We start from the raw sequence: 18431 nt of genomic DNA, 5'->3' as shown, positions 1-18431 counted from the left end.
CTTGATTATGCAGATTTGTTTGCCGCGATACTCTGCGATCCAGCCCGATGCGGCAGCAGAAAAAGAATGAGCGCAGGAATGAGAAAGAGGAAATAAACCACGACCTCACTAACCGTCGGCGATGAACTATAGCCAAACATGCCAGCCAGCACCGAGCCGATCGGCCCATCATCCGGCAGCACGGAACTGATATCGAAGGCGATTGCCTGAAGATGATTCCACAGACCCGCCTCATGCAGCGAGGCGACGGACTTCATCAGCAGGCCAGCCGCTACAAACAGAATGAACACACCCGTCCAGCGGAAGAAACGGCGCAGATTGAGCCGCAGGCCGCCACGGAAAATGCCGTACCCAATCGCAACCGAAACAAGAACCCCCAGCAGCGCGCCAATCAGCGCCGCCGAACCTTCGCTCTGCTGGAAAATGGCAAGCAGGAAAAAGATCGATTCCAGTGCCTCGCGAGCAACCGCAAAGAACACCATGACAATCAGCCCAAGCCCGCGATAATGATCGCTGAGGGCTGCATCGATCGAATGATGCAATTCATTCTTGATCGAGCGCGCAGCCTTGCGCATCCAGAACACCATGGAGGTCAGCACGACAACGGCAATCAGGCCAATACCCGCCTCCATCATCTCCTGAGCACGCTGCGGAAACTCCGCCCGCAGCAATTGCAGCACGGTGCCGACAAGCATGGACACAGCCAGCGCCAGAAACACGCCAATCCAGACAACCGGCATCCATGCACTGCGCCCCGTCTTGTGAAGATAGCTCGCAATGATCCCCACGATGAGAGCCGCTTCCACGCCCTCACGCAGCATGATTAAGAAAGGTACGAGCATTGACTTCAATCCATTATCGAAGGCTGCGCCCTTCATCCCGCAGACGGGGCAATACTTAAGCCTTCCGAATTTACTCAACTTATTGCCTTGGCTTTATAGCAGTAAATTTCCAGAATCCAATCTTTTATTTTTCTTTAGAATTAGTCTAATAAGTTGTTTTATTTATAATAATTCCAATTTATCATCGGGTTTGCGATCAAGTCCATGATATGGAATGATCAATGGAAATTCAGGATTGTTGGAATTTAATCCCAGCTGTCTGCCTGGCGCGAACTGCAGAAGAGACGCTCATTCCAAGAGCAATTCGGCTTTCACCGAAACCTGAATTGCCCAACATATGGCATCTCGCCATTGCGGACGGGAAGCCGCCCCCCCACTTTTCCTGAAGCTGTTTTATCCCCTTACGCAGTTCCCGGGCGGAAAACCGGTGCCCACTTTTCCTGGAACTGCTATAAGACGAAAGTCGTACAAGAATTTTTACGTTTTGGTCAAAATTTTTCAAATTTGGGGTTGAAGATTAGGCACAACTGATCCATATGAGAGCCACTTGCTGCTGCGCCTCCTCCCATTGCGCGCGGCGAGTGTTCCCCTCTGGAGGATTGCTCTAGGAGCACCTTCATAACTTGGCCGGACTTTTTCAAGTCCGGCTTTTTTTTGCTTGTTTTCAAGGCGATACAGTCGCCCCTGAAAAAGTGGGAACCAGTTTTCCATCAGGAACTGCGATATACAATAATTCAGAATTTCCTTGAAAATCCGAAATGCGTCAAAAGAAAAGCGCCGCGGGTTGCGGCGCTTTCCGGCTTCAAGAATTGTCCGAAATTCAGGCGTAGGATGCAACCGGCGGACAGGTGCAGATCAGATTGCGATCGCCACCGACATTGTCCACGCGACTGACTGGCGGCCAGTATTTTGCGGTCGGATCGAAGGATCCGCCCGGGAAGACCGCTTCCTCACGGCTGTAAGGATGCGTCCATTCCGATGCGAGCGTATCGCCAGCCGTATGCGGCGCATTGCACAGCGGATTATCGTCCTTTGGCCAGACGCCTTCGGCAACCTTCCTTGCCTCTTCGGCAATTGCAATCAGTGCATCGCACAAACGGTCGATTTCCGATTTCGGCTCGGACTCGGTTGGCTCGATCATCAGCGTGCCAGCAACCGGCCAGGACATGGTCGGAGCATGGAAGCCATAATCGATCAGGCGCTTGGCAACGTCATCAACCGTGATGCCGGCACTATCCTTCAGCACGCGCGTATCGATGATGCATTCATGTGCAACACGATCATGCGCGCCCTTGAACAGGATCGGATAGACCGTCTTCAGGCGATGGGCGATATAGTTGGCATTAAGGATGGCACCTTCCGTTGCCTTCTTCAGCCCTGTCCCGCCCATCATGCGGATATACATCCACGTGATGACGAGGATCGAGGCGCTGCCGAACTGCGCTGCCGAAACGGCATGGCCCGAGCCGCCTTCAACATGACCCGGCAGGAAAGGCACCAGATGCGGCGCCACGCCGATCGGACCAACGCCCGGCCCACCACCGCCATGCGGAATGCAGAAGGTCTTGTGCAGGTTCATGTGGCAAACGTCGGCACCGATATCGCCCGGACGTGCCAGTCCGACCAGCGCGTTGAGGTTTGCGCCATCGAAATAAACCTGACCACCATTGGCATGGATGATTTCGCAAAAGGTCTTGATGCCCTCCTCGAACACGCCATAGGTTGACGGATAGGTGATCATCAGTGCCGCAAGATTATCGCGGTGCTTTTCAGCCTTTGCCTTCAGGTCTTCCAGATCAATATCACCATCCGGACGGCAATTGACCACGACAACGCTCATGCCGGCCATAGAAGCGCTGGCAGGATTGGTGCCATGGGCCGAGGACGGAATGAGGCAGATATTGCGGTGACCTTCGCCACGCGACTGATGATAGCGGCGGATGGCGAGAAGACCGGCATATTCGCCCTGGCTGCCGGCATTGGGCTGCAGCGAGACGCCGGCAAAGCCGGTGATCTCGCACAGCCATGCTTCGAGATCAGCCGTCATGCGGGCATAGCCTTCAACCTGCGCCTTCGGCGCGAACGGATGCAGATTGGCAACCGTGTTCCAGCTGACCGGCATCATTTCCGCCGCGGCATTGAGCTTCATCGTGCACGAGCCAAGCGGGATCATCGCACGGTCGAGCGCCAGATCCTTGTCCGCCAGACGACGCAGGAAGCGCATCAGGTCGGTTTCGGAACGGTAAGCATGGAAAACAGGCTGGGTCAGGAAACCTTCACCACGGCCATTGCCCGGAAGCAGAATGGTGTCATTATCCGCAATCGTTGCACCAAACAGGGCTGCAAGCGCTTCAAGGTCAGCTTCGGTCGAAGTCTCGTCAAAGCTGACGCCCAGCGTATCGGCATCCAGAATGCGCAGCAAGCGGCCGCCGGCATCAGCTTCCGCCGCAATCTTTTCAGCCTGACCCGGTACCGTGACGGTGACTGTGTCGAACAGCCTTTCACCGGCAATTGACAGGCCTGCCGACTGTACGGCGCGGGCAAAACGGGCGGCAAGACGGGCAATGCGCGTTGCAATTGCCTGCAGACCGGCCGGGCCATGCCAGATGGCATAGGCAGCCGCCATATTGGCAAGCAGTGCCTGTGCGGTGCAGATATTGGAGGTTGCCTTGTCGCGGCGGATATGCTGCTCGCGGGTCTGCAATGCCAGGCGGTAGGCCGGTCGACCATGTGCATCAACCGACTGACCGACGATGCGGCCCGGAATGATGCGGGTGAAGGCTTCAGCCACCGCCAGATAGGCAGCATGCGGGCCGCCAAAGCCCATCGGCACGCCATAACGCTGCATGGAACCGACAGCCATGTCCGCGCCCCATTTTGCCGGCGCTTCCATGATGGTGAGTGCCAAAGGATCAGCCACGGCAATCACCAGCGCGCCCTTGGCCTTGGCATCGGCGATCACCTGCGTGAAATCGCCATAGACGCCGCGCGTATCCGGCCACGGCACGACAACGGCTGCAGTCTCTTCATCGACATCGCTGCCGGTGACGATCTGCCAGCCAAGCGGTTCGGCACGGGTATTGACCACGTCAACGGTCTGCGGATGCAAATCGCCTGCCAGCAGAATGCGACGACGCTTGTCGCGGTGATGACGGCAGGCAACCGCAATGGCCTCGGCCACAGCCGTTGCCTCATCAAGAAGCGAAGCACAGGCAACCGGAAGGCCGGTCAATTCGGCCACCAATGTCTGGAAATGGAACAGCAATTCCAGACGGCCCTGGCTGATTTCCGACTGATAAGGCGTATAGGCGGTATACCAGGCCGGATTTTCAAACATGTTGCGCTGAATGACCGGCGGGGTATGGGTACCGTAATAGCCCGCACCGATGAAGCTCTTCTTCACCACGTTGCGACCCATGATCGCGCCAAGTTCGGCCAGCGCATCGGCCTCGCTCAACGGCTCCGGCAGATCAAGCAGGCGGTTCAGCCGGATCGACTGGGGCACGGCCTGCGAGATCAGGGTTTCCATGGACGGAAGGCCGAGCGCTGCCAGCATGGAGCGCTCTTCTTCCGGTCTTGGCCCGATATGACGGGCCACAAAAGGCAAGACCTGTTGTGTCATCACATTATCCTACCAGCGCGTCATAGCCAGCCTTGTCGAGCAGGCCGGAAAGCTGGCTTTCGTCCGAAAGTTTCATCTTGAACAGCCAGCCTTCGCCTTCCGCCGACTTGTTGACCAGCGACGGATCGGCAACGACGGCTTCGTTGATTTCGATGATTTCGCCATCGACGGGAGCATACACGTCGGAAGCAGCCTTGACCGACTCAACCACGACAACACCTTCACCCTTGGTGATGGTGCGGCCAACGGCAGGCATTTCGACGAAAACCAGGTCTCCGAGCTGTTCCTGTGCGTGAACGGTAATGCCGACAGTGGCAACACCACCTTCGACGACGATCCACTCATGATCTTCGGTGAACAGAACATTGGCCATGAAAATTATCCTTTGCGATAGCGATGCGGAGTGAAAGGAAGTGCTGCAACATCAACGGGAACCTTGTTCCCGCGGACTTCAGCAAAAAGGCGGGTGCCGGGCGTTGCGAGGCCTGCCTCGACATAACCCATGGCAACCGGAAAACCTGCCGACGGGCCGAAGCCGCCGGATGTAACAGTGCCGACCTGACGGCCTTCGGCATCAAACAGTTCTGCGCCTGCGCGCACGGGTTGGCGGCCTTCCGGCTTGAGACCAACGCGCTTGGCAGCGGGGCCCTTCGCAATGGCAGCAAGAACAGCGCTTGCGCCGGTAAAGGCTGCCTTTTCACGCACAGCCTTGGTGATAGCCCAGGTGAGACCTGCCGAAACCGGATCCGTTTCCGGCGTAATATCCTGACCATGCAGGCAAAGACCGGCTTCAAGACGCAGGCTGTCGCGTGCAGCAAGGCCGATCCATTCGACGCGTTCATCGGCAAGAAGCTTCTCGACCAGCACCTCGGCTTCTTCCACCGGCAGACCGATTTCAAAACCATCCTCGCCGGTATAGCCCGAACGGCTCATGAACCAGCCCGGCTTTGGCTCAAAACCGGTCATGAAGGCAAGGTCAGCCCCTGGCAGGCCTGCAGCGGTGATGACGGCTTCGGCTTCCGGGCCCTGAAGCGCAAGAAAAACGCGGTCAAGCGGCTCGACCTTGACATCGTGGCCGCTGGCCGCTTCCTGAAGATGCGCAATATCGGCATCGGCATTGCCCGCATTGGCAACGACCATGAAGCGGTCTTCACCCAGGCGCGTGACGATCAGATCGTCCAGAATGCCGCCTTCTTCATTGAGGAAAAATGTATATTTCGACTGCCTCATGCCAAGCACTGCCGGATCAAGCGGGCAGGTCTTGCTCAAGAGTTCGACCGCATCCTTGCCCGACACGACAATCAGCTTCATGTGGGAAATATCAAAAAGACCGGCATGCGCGCGGGTGTGAAGATGCTCCTTCATCACACCCAGCGGATAGGTGATTGGCATGTTCCAGCCAGCAAAGCCACCAAAGCGCGCTTTTGCTGCTTCATGCAGGGCATGCAGGGGAAGGGTTTTCAGATTGGTCGTCTCGGCCATATCAACTCCAGAGTCGCACGTTTCCATTCCGCATAATGCGGCTGTTTCCGCGCCCCTCTGTCTCAGGCCTGAGAGACTCGCATGGTGGGTTGAATTACAGCAGCTCTCACGTCATCTGCGACGCGCAAGCCCTGCAAACACCATACTTACACCTTCGGCGCAGGGTTTCCCCTGACTTTCCAGAGTTGTATGATCTATCTGCGGTTCCTTGTACCTGAGAGATTTCGGGCGATTTCCCCTTCGGTGGCCAGATGGCACTCTCCCGCAGACAGACAGTGCCGGAATGTTACCACCCCCGCACTAACGTCATCCCCATTATCGCAAACGATAACGGGTGTCATGCATAATTCTCAGGGATCATGCCATATTTGATGAAACTTCACAACTAAAGGGGAGCATACAATGGCGACCCCGTTCCAAGACTATTTCAGGCCCTTACGATTTATTATGATAGTATTAATACGTAAGGCGACCAGAAGGCATTTCCGCCAGCCAGAAAGCTGATTATGGAAATTTCATGATCGCATTACGTAGAATAAGTGCAGCCCCCAGCACATTTTGCACAACAGCTATGCAAATCTGGATCTGCAACTCCTTCGCCGTTGCGGCTATATACTGGTCGCAACAAAGTGATAAAAATATTATCTAGGGTGAGAGAAATGAATCTGATCCGCGCATACAACAACTGGCGTCGCTACCGCAACACGGTAAACGAACTGAACCGCCTGAGCCCACGTGAACTGAATGACCTTGGCATTCTGCCTTCGGAAATTCCATTCGTTGCACGTAAGGCCGTTGCCCGCTGAGTCGGCAGACTCAACCCCCATCAGACGGCGGTCTGATAAGACTTGAAACTCGCGTTCGACACGAATTTGAATCTGGCGCCTGTCAATCCCTCCCGTCACAGGCGCCGACGAGAAGGCAGGAACCCTCCCGATATCATGCCTTCAATTATACGCCCGCTGTCCCCCGCAGCGGGCGTTTGTATTTCTGCGCCCTTGATCCGGCCTGCCCTCTGAAACAGTTTCAGGAAAAGTTGGAACCGGGGTTCGCCCGCAATGGCGAAAACAATATGTCAGGGCAATTCCGCATTTCTGCAAAATCCGAATTGCCCTAGCCTTTTGGTGCTGCGGCGAGCAATTCCTTGAGCCGAACCGCCCCCGCCAGAATATCTTCCTCCGTCGGATTGATGCCTGCTGCCAGCAGACGCCGTGCGATCATGTGATCCGCAGGGCGGTTGATGGAATCAACCGCAACCAGCCTGTCACCGGCAAAATGGAACACCGAGAAAGAATTCTCATCCGGATTGCCGCTCAGGACATGCCGGTCTGCATCAAAGGACAGCCCCGCCGTCTGCAGTTTCATATCGCCCTGATCAGACCAGAACCAGGCGATTTCGCGATAGGGTTCCACCTTGCCGACAATGGTACGCGCCACATGCTTGGCCTGATCGGTGGCATTCTGCACCGATTCCAGCCGCACCCTGCGCCCCGCATGGTAGTGATCAAAGCTGACGCAGTCGCCGATGGCATAAATATCGGGCACCGAGCTCTGCAGGAACGCATCGACCACAATGCCATTATCAATGGTGATCCCTGCCTCTGCCGCAAGCTCTACATTGGGAACAGCCCCCGTACCAATGACCACGAGATCCGCCGGATAGACCCTGTCGTCAACGGTCTTGACGCCCGTGACATGGCCATCTGCGCCTTCAATGGCGGCAATGCCGACATTGGTGAGAAGATCAACCCCGGCAGCACGACTGCGCGCCTCGACATACGCCGAAACAAAGGGCGCAACCGAACGGCCGAGAACACGTGGCGCTGCTTCCAGCAACACGGTCTTCTTGCCGAGCGCAATGGCGCTATGGGCCATTTCAAGGCCAATAAAGCCGCCACCAATGATGACGACATTTTTGACCTGCGGCATGCGCGCTGCAATATGGCGTGCATCTTCCATGCGGCGCAGCGTGACAACACCATCAAGCTCCGTGCCGGCAATATTGGGGATTCGCGCCCTTGCGCCTGTGGCAAAGACCAGCTCCGTCCATGAAATCACGCCGCCATCATCCAGCGTAACGGTCTTGTCCGCGACCGAAACGCCTTCCACCCTGCGGCCAAACAGCATGTCAATCGCATTGGCCTGATAGGTATTTTCCGGGCGCAACACCAGACCGCCATTCTCCGGATCCTTCAGATAGGATTTGGAAAGCGGCGGTTTGTGGTAGGGAATGTCCTGCTCGTCATTGATGAGCAGGATGCGACCTGAATAGCCTTCCTGACGCAGGCTGATGGCAGCCTGTGATCCTGCATGACCAGCTCCGATAATGACACAGGTTCTATTCATTGGTGCTCCCACAACTTGTCATCGGTTTGTACAGCAGGATTAGCGCAATTATGCGCCGGAATGAACTGAATTGACCAGAGTTTTAACAAACACGTATCTTTATTGCAGCGGCTCTTTTCCGTCAGTACGAAATGATACAGGCCTGTTGATCAAGATCAATGTCATGGCAGGATAATGATGCAAGCTGGTTTCACTGAAGCGGCATGGTCGGACGGCCACCGCGCTTCAGGGCTTTGGCCGGAGCGATTGATGGCAAAGCACTGGTTTGTCAGGGGGTGAACAGCCCCACGAAGGAGATGACATGTCGAATACCCCCCATACACTTGGCGAAGAATTCCCTGGTCAGCTGGATGCCATTCATGCCCTGAAGGCAGCTGATCCACGTTTTGCGCGTGTTCTGGAAGAATATGACGAGGTCAATGACAAGATTCACCGCGCCGAAACAAAAATCGAACCTGTCAGCCAGGAAGAAGAGATCAGACTGCACAAGCAGCGTCTTGCCCTCAAAGACAGGATTGCCGCAGCCCTTTCATCAGCCAAGGTCTGAAGCCTTTCTGCGCACAATCCATTTCCTGCATTGATCATATTTCCTGTACGATCATATTTTCGTACTGATCATGCAGAATGGCAATGATGAAGGCGGCCAATCATGGCCGCCTTGTTTCATGGATGCAATCTGCAACGCCGTTTCAGCACTGCATGCGTCACACATGATGCAGATCCCCGTGCATGCACAGATCAAGGAAAGCCATACAGCCTTTCCCCGGGACGCTGCTGAAACTGCGCCCGTCAGGCATCAGCCGTTCAACGCGACGTCGCGCCGCGCCGACGCCTGAACTCACCCGGCGTAAGCCTTCTGTATTTGCGCAAGGCCGTTGTCAGGTGGCTCTGGCTGGAAAAGCTCAGATCGCTTGCAATTTCACTGATCGGCGTATTGGTTTCCCGCAGACGCCGCTCTGCCTCATCAAGGCGCAGTTTCAGCAGATATTGATGCGGCGTCTGTCCAAAGCTTTCGCGGAAACAGGTGGCAAAATGTCCGGCAGAAATGCCCAGCATGGCCGCCATCTGTGGCACTGAGATCGGCTCGCAGAAATTTTCCTTGAGGTAATTTTCTATCTGCCGGCAGGCATAGTTGCTGAGGCCCGACTGATGCGTGCCGTTGCTCTGCGATGTCTGGTAATTGCGAGCGATCAGACCAAGCAGAACAGACCCCAATGCCTTCAGATAGGCTTCATCCACAAAGGGCTCTGATAGCTCATCATCAATCATCTGCCCAATCTGGAAACATTGACGGTTTGTAAAGCGGATCAGTTTTGTAGAATCCAGGGAAAGTGAACTGAAAGACACATCCCGATCCGCAGCGTTCTGACTGTCGAGGTTGACGATGAGATATTCAATCTGTTCTGGCCAGACAAACCTGGTTGTCGTGCCCTTCGGAATGATGAAAACCGTACCCTGGGTACAGGTTCCCGATGTTTCCGGGTTGGAGCCAAACTGCCACCTCAGGTTGCGCACGGCATCAAGCAGAATGATGGCGACATTACAGTCATAATCAAGGGTGGATGCACCGACTTCCGATGTAACACTACGAAACCGTCCATTCGCTTCAGTCGCGAATGCATATGAAGAAATACTGTCTTTCCTGACAGTATTATCACTGACGAAGTTACCTATATGAATATCTGTATGCGCGCTCAAACTCATCAATTTTCCCCAATCAAATAAAAAGATATAAAATAATGAATTGGGTGCACAATAAACCGATTTTCATCGTAACCTGGCTTCATCAGCGTCGAGACGACACAAACCGGACAGCCCCAAGGATAAATCTACACAAAATTGCGCTGTTATGCAATTTCTGCGTGCAATTTTTTGTTTAGAACCTTGCACTTGCAGGGAAAATTGCGGAGTTTTCCGTCAATATAAATGTTTATTCAATTGTGATCAGCCTGTTATGGTAAAAATCCCTTATCTCTTATAAAGCCAGTATCAGCAATGAATCATCATTGCTTGCCGAGGGCTGCGGTTTGACCGGATTTCGCATATTTGCGCCTGTATTGGCAGGAGCGACCTTGCGCGACAGGCTGATTGCCTGTCTTGGCGCCTTCATGGCCATTGCCATCACCGGTCTGTTGAGTACCCTTTGCCTTGGCAGGACCGGCACGTTGCCGCTGATCGTTGCGCCAATCGGGGCCTCTGCCGTTCTGTTATTCGTTGTCCCGGCAAGCCCGCTTGCCCAGCCCTGGCCCATCATTGGCGGCAATGTGATCTCAGCTCTGATCGGCATTACGGTTGCCCGTTTCATTGACAATCCGATTCTTGCCACCGGTTGCGCCGTGGCATTGGCAATTGCCGCCATGTCCTTTGCCCGCTGCCTGCATCCGCCGGGGGGCGCTGCCGCGCTGACTGCGGTTATCGGCGGCCCATCTGTAACAGCGCTGGGCTATCAGTTTGCCTTTGCGCCGGTGGCGCTCAATTCCATCATTCTTGTTGCCACTGGCATTGGATTTCATCGCCTGATGCGGCGCAACTATCCCAATGTGGCAGCTGCCGCTCCCGTCAATGCGCAGAAAACCGCCGATCCGCCGGCGCGGCTGCGCACCGGCTTCAATCAGGATGACATAGCCAAAGCCCTGGCGACACTGGACGAGACCTTTGACATTGCCCCCAATGATCTGCATCGACTGCTGAAGCAGGTCGAGTTGCAGGCACTGATCCGCACCCATGGTACAATGCGTGTCAAGGATATCATGTCGCGTGATGTCATAACCATTGCTGGCAACGAATCGCCTGCCAAGGCGCGCCACCTGTTGCTGGAACACAATATACGCACCCTGCCTGTGCTCGATGAGCAGCAAAGACTGGCCGGAACCGTCGGCCTGCGTGAATTGGAACAGCCAGCCGATCATGTCCTGCCGCTGGTGGCAAGGCCCAGAACCGCATCCGCCGATACACCAATTGTCAGCCTCGTACCCGCACTGACCGATGGACATGCCCATGCCGTGATCATCACCGATGCCGAAAATGCCATTCTCGGCCTGATCACCCAGACGGATCTGTTAAGTGCACTGGCAAGCGCCCTGCGCAACCAGCCACCAGAGCCGGTCAAAAAGCGCCGCTTGCTGTTGTTGCGCGGTGCCGGCATCTGACCAATGCCTCTGCAAGGCCGCCTCCATCAGAACGGCCCCTTTCACCTCTGCCCGCACATTTCCCTTCAGACGCCGACGCCCTCCTTCCCGCCCTCGGCACCCTGAACACCAACATGGTGGCAAACAGTGATTTCAGAATTCCATTCTCCATTTCTTGGCACCAAAAAAATTCTGCAAAATATAATCCTATTTTTTTATATTTTTTTGGTAAAATAATTCCATTTTTGCCGTTTCCCCTCCAATTTGAACCCACCATTCCATTGCAATTTCTGCGATCAATAAGCCCAACAACAAATCACGGAGTGCAATGATGAAACTGGTTCAGCTATTTGCCACCGCCGCCATTTTGCAGGCTGCCATCACTGGCGTCGCAATCGCTGGTGAAAATCTCGACGCCATCAAGGCTGCTGGTGTGCTGAAAATCGGCACGGAAGGCACCTATGCCCCCTTCACCTATCACGACAAGGACAACAAGCTCATTGGTTTTGACGTCGAAATCGGCAAAGCCATTGCCGAAAAGCTCGGCGTCAAACCGGAATTCATTGAGGGCAAATGGGACGGTCTGATCGCCGGTCTCGATGCCAGGCGTTACGACACGGTGATCAATCAGGTTGGCATTACCGAAGAACGCAAGGCAAAATACAATTTCTCCAATCCCTATATCGTCTCCAAGGTCGTGCTGGTCGTGCGTGCGGACAATGAGGACATCAAGGATTTTGCCGATCTGAAAGGCAAGAGGGCTGCCCAGTCGCTGACCAGCAATTATGGCAAGCTTGCCAAGGAACTGGGTGCTGAAATCATTGCCAATGACGGCTTTGACCAGTCGATCCAGCTTGTCCTGACTGGCCGTGCCGATGCAACGCTCAATGACAGCCTGTCTTTCCTCGACTTCAAGAAGCAAAAGCCGGATGCGCCGGTAAAGGTCGTGGCGGAACAGGCAGAAGCCAATGCCTCCGGCATCATCGTGCGCAAGGGTGATGATGAACTCGTTGCCGCCATCAACAAGGCGCTTGATGAAATCAAGGCTGACGGCACCTATCAGAAGATCGCCGACAAGTATTTCGGCCAGGACGTTTCGAAATAACATCCCAAATCGCAGCCTGTATCAGGCCGGAATTGCTTTCCGGCCTGATATATTTGATCCTGCGCATAAACTTGGCACAAATCAGGCCCGAGGATGTATCAAGTGCCGCATTGGCTTGAACTCATGATGGATTCATTGCCTACGCTGTTATGGGCGGGGCTGATTTTCACCATCCCACTGACACTTCTGTCCTTCACTTTCGGGCTGGCACTTGGCCTGTTGACGGCGCTTGTGCGCCTGTTTGCGCCTGCATGGGCGGCAGCCATTGCCCGCTTTTATGTCTGGATTTTCCGCGGCACACCGCTTCTGGTGCAACTGTTCGTCATTTTCTATGGCCTGCCGAGCATCGGGCTTTATCTCGAAGCCTTTCCGGCTGCCCTGATTGGCTTCACGCTCAATATCGGCGCCTATACATCCGAGATCATTCGTGCGGTCATTTCATCTGTGCCCAAGGGGCAGTGGGAAGCTGCCTATTCGATCGGCATGAGCTGGCGGCAGGCCCTGACCCGCACCATCCTGCCGCAGGCAAGCCGTACCGCCGTGCCGCCCTTGTCCAACACCTTCATTTCGCTGGTCAAGGACACCTCGCTTGCTGCAGCCATCACCGTGCCGGAAATGTTTCAATCGGCACAGCGCATCGTTGCGACCACCTATGAGCCGCTGATTCTCTATATCGAAGTCGCCCTGATCTATCTTGCCCTCAGTTCCGTGCTTTCCGCCCTGCAGGTCAGGCTTGAGGCGCGTTTCAGGCGCTATGGCGGCACGCTGGAGACAAATGCATGATCGAGCTTAAAAATATCGTCAAGCGCTTCGGCGAAACCACCATTCTCAACGATATCAGCATCACCATTCCTGAAGGCACGGTGACGGCACTGGTTGGCCCATCGGGCGGCGGCAAGAGCACGCTTCTGCGCTGCACCAACCTGCTGGAAATACCAACCGCCGGCACATTGACGGTTGGCGGCGAGAGCCTGCATTTCCAACCCGGGCACAAGCCAGGCTGGGCGGCGATCCAGTCGATCCGTCGCCAGACCGGGATGGTTTTCCAGAATTTCCAGCTGTTCCCGCACCAGACCGCCATCCAGAATGTGATGGAAGGTCTGATCGTGGTCCTGAAATGGCCAAGGGAAAAGGCGCGTGAACGCGCCATGGAGCTGTTGCACAAGGTCGGCATGGCACATAAGGCCGATGCCTGGCCATCGACCCTGTCGGGCGGCCAGCAGCAGCGCATCGCCATTGCCCGTGCTTTGGCCCCCTCCCCGCGCGTGCTGTTATGCGACGAACCAACCTCTGCCCTTGACCCGGAGCTGGCGGCAGAAGTGGTGGATGTGCTGAGCAAGCTTGCAGCCGAAGGCACAACCATGGTGATTGCCACCCATGATCTGCGCCTTGCCGCGCAGATCGCGCAGAATGTCGTCTTTCTGGAATCAGGCCAGATTGTCGAGAGCGGTTCGGCGCAGCAGATCTTCACCCGTGCCGAACGCGAAAGAACCCGCCAGTTTGTCGCGACAATCAATGCAGCCTACAGTTATGATATATGAGCACGGCCCTGAACGGGTGCCAAAGGCGCCCGGCTTTTTCCGGAATACAAAGATGTTTTAAAAATCCGCCAGAGTTCGGCAGCTTGCCCCTTGGTAAATCGGGATTCCACTGTTACATTGTACACAACGTAGCAATTGAAGCGCCTTGCCTGCGTCCTTTACAGGTTCGCGCGGCGCCATAAGGACAGTGACCTTGACAACCCCTGAGGAGCGCGAAGCCGCGCAGAAAGGGGCGTCTGGCGGACATCCGGCCAGCCAAAAGGCCCGGAATCCGTCTTCAGACGGCGAACGGAAACCGCGGAAAAGTGCCGGTTCAGCAACCGGCACAGCAGCGGTCGCAGCCGGAAATGGACGCCCGGAATCCGAAGATGGAGGCTCCAGCAGCCAAAGAAAGCGCGCGCGTCGTCGCAAGCGCGGCAAGACGTTGCGCGCAAAGACGAATGTGCCGCCCGAAACGGCCAGCGATGATTCCCTGCAGAATGCCAGGACAAGCAGCAAATTGTCCAATCGCCGCAGGCGGGCACGGCGCAAAAAGCAGTCCCGCCAGCAGATCAATGCCAGCCAGCGGCCGCAGGAAAACGCCGCAAAGGCGCAAGACATGTCGCACAATGAGCAGGCTGTGGCGCAAGCCAATGGCGTGCGCAAGCCCTTCTACAATCAGCAATCGCGCCAGCAGCCACCGGAACAGCGATTATATGCTGCGCTTGACCTGGGCACCAATAATTGCCGCCTGCTGATTGCTTCGCCAACACGTCCGGGCCAGTTTCGCGTGGTCGATGCCTTTTCGCGCATTGTGCGGCTTGGCGAAGGCCTGAGCAAGACCGGCCGTCTCAGCGATCCGGCCATGCAGCGCGCCATTGATGCGCTGAAAGTCTGCAGCGAGAAGCTGCGCGGCAAAAAGATCACCCGTTCACGGCTGATTGCCACTGAAGCCTGCCGCTCGGCGGAAAATGGCCAGGAATTCATCCAGCGCGTGCGCGAGGTCACGGGACTGGAACTCGAAATCGTTGACCGCCAGACCGAGGCGCGCCTTGCCGTTTCGGGGTGCGGCACGCTGGTTGCGCGCGATACGGATGCGGTCGTGCTGTTTGATATTGGCGGCGGTTCGTCGGAAATTGCGCTGATCGATGTGTCAAAACGCCGTTCGCCACGCCTTGCGGACCATATTATCGCCTGGACATCGCTTCCGGTCGGTGTGGTGACGCTGGCCGAGCGTTTTGGCGGGCGCAATGTCACGGCAGAAAGCTTTGCCACCATGGTTGACCATGTCACCGAGCTTTTGCAAGGCTTCAAGGAGCGCAACAGTCTGGGTGAGCTGGTGACCAGTCCGCGTTTTCATCTTCTTGGCACATCCGGCACGGTCACCACGCTTGCGGGCATTCATCTTGGCCTTGACCGCTATGATCGCCGCCGCGTCGATGGTATGTGGATGGGGGCGCATGATGTCAGCCAGATGACGCGCCGCCTGCTTTCGTGGGATTTTGATGCACGTGTCGCCAATCCGTGCATTGGTGCGGATCGCGCCGATCTGGTGCTCGGCGGCTGCGCCATTCTCGATGCCATACGCAAGGTCTGGCCGAGCGAGAAACTCCTCGTTGCCGATCGGGGCTTGCGTGAAGGCATATTGACAGAACTCATGTCGCATGATGGCGCATGGCGGCATAATCGCGCGAACAGCGCCAGACACAGGCATTGATGATGAGCAAGGCAGGCGGAAACAAGGGCAGCAATACACATACCGGCGGTCGCGGTGGTGCCGGCTCCAGCAAGCTGAAGGTGCGCGTGAAGAAAAAGGCCGGCACGATCAAGGAATCGTCTCGCCGCTGGCTGGAACGCCATCTGAACGATCCTTATGTGCACAAGTCCAAGCAGGACGGGTATCGCTCACGCGCGGCCTACAAGCTCATTGAGATCAATGAACGCTATAACCTTTTGAAAAAAGGACAGAAAATCATTGATCTGGGGGCTGCTCCCGGCGGCTGGTCGCAGATTGCCGCGCGCATGGTCGGCTCAACCGACGAAAACCCGCAAGTGGTCGGCATCGACTTCCTGCCGGTTGATCCCCTGCCCGGCGTGATCCTGCTGCAGATGGACTTTCTCGATGAGGAAGCTCCGGCCAGGCTGATGGAAGCCCTGGGCGACAAGCCGGATCTGGTGATTTCGGACATGGCCGCGCCCACGACCGGGCACCGCCGCACCGACCATCTGCGCACTGCGCATCTGTGCGAGGTCGCGGCCGATTTTGCCGTCTCAGTGCTCAAGCCCGGCGGTCATTTTCTCACCAAGACCTTTCAGGGCGGCACGGAAAACGAGCTGCTTGCCATGCTCAAACAGCGTTTTCGCTCGGTGCATCACGTCAAGCCGCCCGCATCGCGCGCTGAATCAGTGGAGCTTTATCTGCTCGCCCGCGATTTCAAGGGCTGAATTCCCCATGCCCAAAATGAAGGCCGCTGCGTGATCTATCCGGCAGCGGCCTTTTTGCTTCCTGCCGCTGTCTTGTCGCCGGAATCAGAGAGTTCATGCCCCGCATTGGGCGCAAGACGGGCAAACCAGAAGAAGGCCATTGCGGAAATGGCCGCTATGGCAAAAAAGGCCACATGGAAATCGACAAGCCCCAGCGGTGCGTCGCGCAAGCTTGTACTCATTTCCAGAATGCCGCCCGCAAGCGCCACGCCAACGGCAAGGCTCACCTGTTGCGCCACCGCCGTGATGGGCGTTGCCTGACTGGTCTTGTCAGTGGGAATTTCGGCAAAGGCCAGTGCATTGACGCCAGTAAAAAACAGCGAGCGGGCAAAACCGCCCACCAGCAGGAAGCCGATGATGATCCAGCCCGATGTTGCGGGCGTGAAGAACCCGTTGACGGCAACAAAACCTGCCGCAATCAGCGAACCCGACATCAGGGTACGCCGGAAACCATAGCGGGCGAAAATCTTCCTGGCGCCGAATTTCATACAGATTGCGCCGATTGCAGGCACGAAGGTCATCATGCCCGACTGGAAAGGCGTCAGGCCAAAGCCAAGCTGCAACATCAGGGGCAGAAGGAAAGGAATGGCGCCAATGCCGAAGCGGAAAATGCCACCGCCGAAGACCGCAATCCGGAACACCTGATTGTTGAACAGGCGCAGATCCAGCAAGGGATCAGCCGCACGCCGGGCATGCATGACATAAAGGACGGCGCAGACCGCCCCGATCGCAACCGTGGCAAAGCCGACATAGCTTGGCAGCGCCGGCAGACTGATGACCGACAGGCCAAACACCACGCCCGACATGGCCATGGCCGACAGGCCAAAGCCAATCCAGTCGAGCTTGCGCATCAACCGTTCTTCATTGTCCGGCAGAACCCGGGTCGCAAACAGGATTCCGACAAGGCCTATCGGCACGTTGATCAGGAATATCCAGTGCCATGACAGATAGGTGGTAATGAAACCGCCAACCGGCGGACCAACCAGCGGGCCGACCAGTGCAGGAATGGTAAGCCACGCCATGGCCGAGACAAGCTCATGGCGCGGCGTCGCACGCAGGAGAACCAATCTGGCAATCGGCGTCATCATCGCCCCGCCCATGCCCTGAAAGAAGCGGGCAATCACGAAAGATGTCAGCGAATAGGACAGGGCGCAGGCAATCGACCCAAGCACAAACACACTGATTGCAGCACGAAACACATTTTTCGAGCCAAAGCGATCTGCCATCCAGCCGCTGACCGGAATGAATATGGCCAGCGCCACCAAATAGGCGGTAAAAGCCAGTTTCAGCGCAATCGGGCTTGTGCCGATATCGAGCGCAATCGCCGGCAGGGATGTCGAAATCACATTCGAATCCATCTGTTCCATGAACAGGGCGATGGCGAGAACGAGGGGGACGATTCGCTTCACAAACAGTTCCAGTCAGAACATTAGACGCATGCTCACTATTTAGCGCAGCTTTTCGCCTTGCCAATCGGTTCCGACTCACAATGCAGTGAATTCCTTGTATTTATAAACATTGACGTTTTTTGATTTTTCCTGCCGAAACGCACATGAATGATCACGCAAGGTTGCATTCCGTTACATTCGGCAGAAACAAGTTGCATCGTTGGTAACAGGCTGTTACATTTTGTTATGGTCTCAGATGGGGTGGAGATGGACTGAAAGAATTCAGTTCAAGGAGATTGGATATGAGTGATATTACCAAAACCGCAATCCTGTACGGTATGATGATCATCACGCTGAATACCGCCTTGGCTGTTGGTTTGTTGGGCATTGACTTCATGCGTTGATGCGCGTTGACCGCTGCATTGACATGATCAGAGGTGGTTCGGGAAATCTGGACAGCGGAGATAAGTGGAATTTCTGCCTGACTTCGGCTTAGATGCCGAGAACAGGAGAT

The 18431-nt window shown here is 55.9% G+C and carries 15 protein-coding genes and 1 riboswitch; of the genes, 8 read left to right on the top strand and 7 right to left on the bottom strand.

Annotation, left to right across the window (positions count from 1 at the left end):
* Nucleotides 1-5: 5 nt before the first annotated feature.
* From efeU to gcvT, 4 genes are all read right to left on the bottom strand, one after another.
* Nucleotides 6-842 carry an iron uptake transporter permease EfeU gene (gene efeU / locus ACFO1V_RS06240; RefSeq protein WP_374833508.1) on the bottom strand — a complete coding sequence of 279 codons (837 nt, stop codon included), beginning with the start codon at nt 840-842 and terminating at the stop codon, nt 6-8.
* A gap of 820 nt (nt 843-1662) precedes the next feature.
* On the bottom strand, nt 1663-4464 hold the full coding sequence (gcvP, locus tag ACFO1V_RS06235) for an aminomethyl-transferring glycine dehydrogenase (RefSeq protein WP_374833510.1): 2802 nt from the start codon (nt 4462-4464) through the stop codon (nt 1663-1665).
* Nucleotides 4465-4468: 4 nt separating this feature from the next.
* Nucleotides 4469-4837, bottom strand: a complete 369-nt coding sequence (gene gcvH / locus ACFO1V_RS06230) for a glycine cleavage system protein GcvH (RefSeq protein WP_374833512.1) — start codon at nt 4835-4837, stop codon at nt 4469-4471.
* A 5-nt stretch (nt 4838-4842) separates the two neighbouring features.
* The gene (gene gcvT / locus ACFO1V_RS06225) at nt 4843-5946 is read right to left on the bottom strand and encodes a glycine cleavage system aminomethyltransferase GcvT (protein WP_374833514.1); all 1104 of its coding nucleotides are present in this window, start codon (nt 5944-5946) and stop codon (nt 4843-4845) included.
* A 191-nt stretch (nt 5947-6137) separates the two neighbouring features.
* A riboswitch (glycine riboswitch) is annotated at nt 6138-6221 on the bottom strand.
* Between the two features lie 384 nt (nt 6222-6605).
* Between gcvT and ACFO1V_RS06220 the strand changes: the two genes are divergently transcribed.
* Nucleotides 6606-6752, top strand: a complete 147-nt coding sequence (locus ACFO1V_RS06220) for a DUF1127 domain-containing protein (RefSeq protein ID WP_374833516.1) — start codon at nt 6606-6608, stop codon at nt 6750-6752.
* 307 nt (nt 6753-7059) lie between these two features.
* Here the strand turns inward: ACFO1V_RS06220 and ACFO1V_RS06215 are convergent, their stop codons facing one another.
* Entirely contained in the window at nt 7060-8292 is a 1233-nt protein-coding gene (locus ACFO1V_RS06215; RefSeq protein ID WP_374833518.1) for an NAD(P)/FAD-dependent oxidoreductase, read from the bottom strand.
* 301 nt (nt 8293-8593) lie between these two features.
* Here ACFO1V_RS06215 and ACFO1V_RS06210 point away from each other — a divergent pair, with 301 nt between their 5' ends.
* A complete protein-coding gene (locus ACFO1V_RS06210; RefSeq protein WP_374833520.1) occupies nt 8594-8839 on the top strand; it encodes a YdcH family protein in 246 nt (81 codons plus the stop codon).
* Nucleotides 8840-9096: 257 nt separating this feature from the next.
* Here the strand turns inward: ACFO1V_RS06210 and ACFO1V_RS06205 are convergent, their stop codons facing one another.
* Nucleotides 9097-9996 (bottom strand): helix-turn-helix domain-containing protein, encoded by a 900-nt coding sequence (locus ACFO1V_RS06205; protein WP_374833522.1) that lies wholly within the window; start codon nt 9994-9996, stop codon nt 9097-9099.
* A gap of 368 nt (nt 9997-10364) precedes the next feature.
* On the opposite strand from ACFO1V_RS06205, the gene ACFO1V_RS06200 reads away from it, so the two are divergent.
* The 6 genes from ACFO1V_RS06200 (at nt 10365) to ACFO1V_RS06175 (ending at nt 16490) form a co-directional block, all read left to right on the top strand.
* Nucleotides 10365-11441, top strand: a complete 1077-nt coding sequence (locus ACFO1V_RS06200; protein ID WP_374833524.1) for an HPP family protein — start codon at nt 10365-10367, stop codon at nt 11439-11441.
* Between the two features lie 310 nt (nt 11442-11751).
* Complete coding sequence (locus tag ACFO1V_RS06195) at nt 11752-12525, top strand: amino acid ABC transporter substrate-binding protein (protein WP_374833526.1); 774 nt, start codon at nt 11752-11754, stop codon at nt 12523-12525.
* 102 nt (nt 12526-12627) lie between these two features.
* Nucleotides 12628-13308: an ABC transporter permease subunit gene (locus ACFO1V_RS06190; protein WP_374833528.1), complete on the top strand. Its 681-nt coding sequence runs from the start codon at nt 12628-12630 to the stop codon at nt 13306-13308.
* Nucleotides 13305-14066 (top strand): amino acid ABC transporter ATP-binding protein, encoded by a 762-nt coding sequence (locus ACFO1V_RS06185; protein ID WP_374833530.1) that lies wholly within the window; start codon nt 13305-13307, stop codon nt 14064-14066. Before ACFO1V_RS06190 ends, ACFO1V_RS06185 begins: the two co-directional genes overlap by 4 nt.
* 193 nt (nt 14067-14259) lie before the next feature.
* On the top strand, nt 14260-15762 hold the full coding sequence (locus ACFO1V_RS06180; protein ID WP_374833532.1) for a Ppx/GppA phosphatase family protein: 1503 nt from the start codon (nt 14260-14262) through the stop codon (nt 15760-15762).
* A gap of 2 nt (nt 15763-15764) precedes the next feature.
* A complete protein-coding gene (locus tag ACFO1V_RS06175) occupies nt 15765-16490 on the top strand; it encodes an RlmE family RNA methyltransferase (protein ID WP_374833534.1) in 726 nt (241 codons plus the stop codon).
* A gap of 35 nt (nt 16491-16525) precedes the next feature.
* On the opposite strand, the gene ACFO1V_RS06170 is transcribed toward ACFO1V_RS06175, so the two are convergent.
* The gene (locus tag ACFO1V_RS06170; protein ID WP_374833536.1) at nt 16526-17938 is read right to left on the bottom strand and encodes a DHA2 family efflux MFS transporter permease subunit; all 1413 of its coding nucleotides are present in this window, start codon (nt 17936-17938) and stop codon (nt 16526-16528) included.
* Between the last annotated feature and the right edge of the window lie 493 nt (nt 17939-18431).

The organism is Daeguia caeni (assembly GCF_042653845.1).
Taxonomy (GTDB): domain Bacteria; phylum Pseudomonadota; class Alphaproteobacteria; order Rhizobiales; family Rhizobiaceae; genus Brucella; species Brucella caeni.
The sequence above is the reverse complement of the archived record's forward strand: the minus strand, read 5'-3'. Positions and strand labels throughout refer to the sequence as shown.

Coding starts and splice junctions, on each gene's coding strand:
- gcvP (WP_374833510.1), bottom strand. CDS start 4,464: ATGACACAACAGGTCTTGCCTTTTGTGGCCCGTCATATCGGGCCAAGA.
- ACFO1V_RS06195 (WP_374833526.1), top strand. CDS start 11,752: ATGAAACTGGTTCAGCTATTTGCCACCGCCGCCATTTTGCAGGCTGCC.
- ACFO1V_RS06205 (WP_374833522.1), bottom strand. CDS start 9,996: ATGAGTTTGAGCGCGCATACAGATATTCATATAGGTAACTTCGTCAGT.
- gcvH (WP_374833512.1), bottom strand. CDS start 4,837: ATGGCCAATGTTCTGTTCACCGAAGATCATGAGTGGATCGTCGTCGAA.
- ACFO1V_RS06220 (WP_374833516.1), top strand. CDS start 6,606: ATGAATCTGATCCGCGCATACAACAACTGGCGTCGCTACCGCAACACG.
- efeU (WP_374833508.1), bottom strand. CDS start 842: ATGCTCGTACCTTTCTTAATCATGCTGCGTGAGGGCGTGGAAGCGGCT.
- ACFO1V_RS06215 (WP_374833518.1), bottom strand. CDS start 8,292: ATGAATAGAACCTGTGTCATTATCGGAGCTGGTCATGCAGGATCACAG.
- ACFO1V_RS06210 (WP_374833520.1), top strand. CDS start 8,594: ATGTCGAATACCCCCCATACACTTGGCGAAGAATTCCCTGGTCAGCTG.
- ACFO1V_RS06175 (WP_374833534.1), top strand. CDS start 15,765: ATGAGCAAGGCAGGCGGAAACAAGGGCAGCAATACACATACCGGCGGT.
- ACFO1V_RS06185 (WP_374833530.1), top strand. CDS start 13,305: ATGATCGAGCTTAAAAATATCGTCAAGCGCTTCGGCGAAACCACCATT.
- gcvT (WP_374833514.1), bottom strand. CDS start 5,946: ATGGCCGAGACGACCAATCTGAAAACCCTTCCCCTGCATGCCCTGCAT.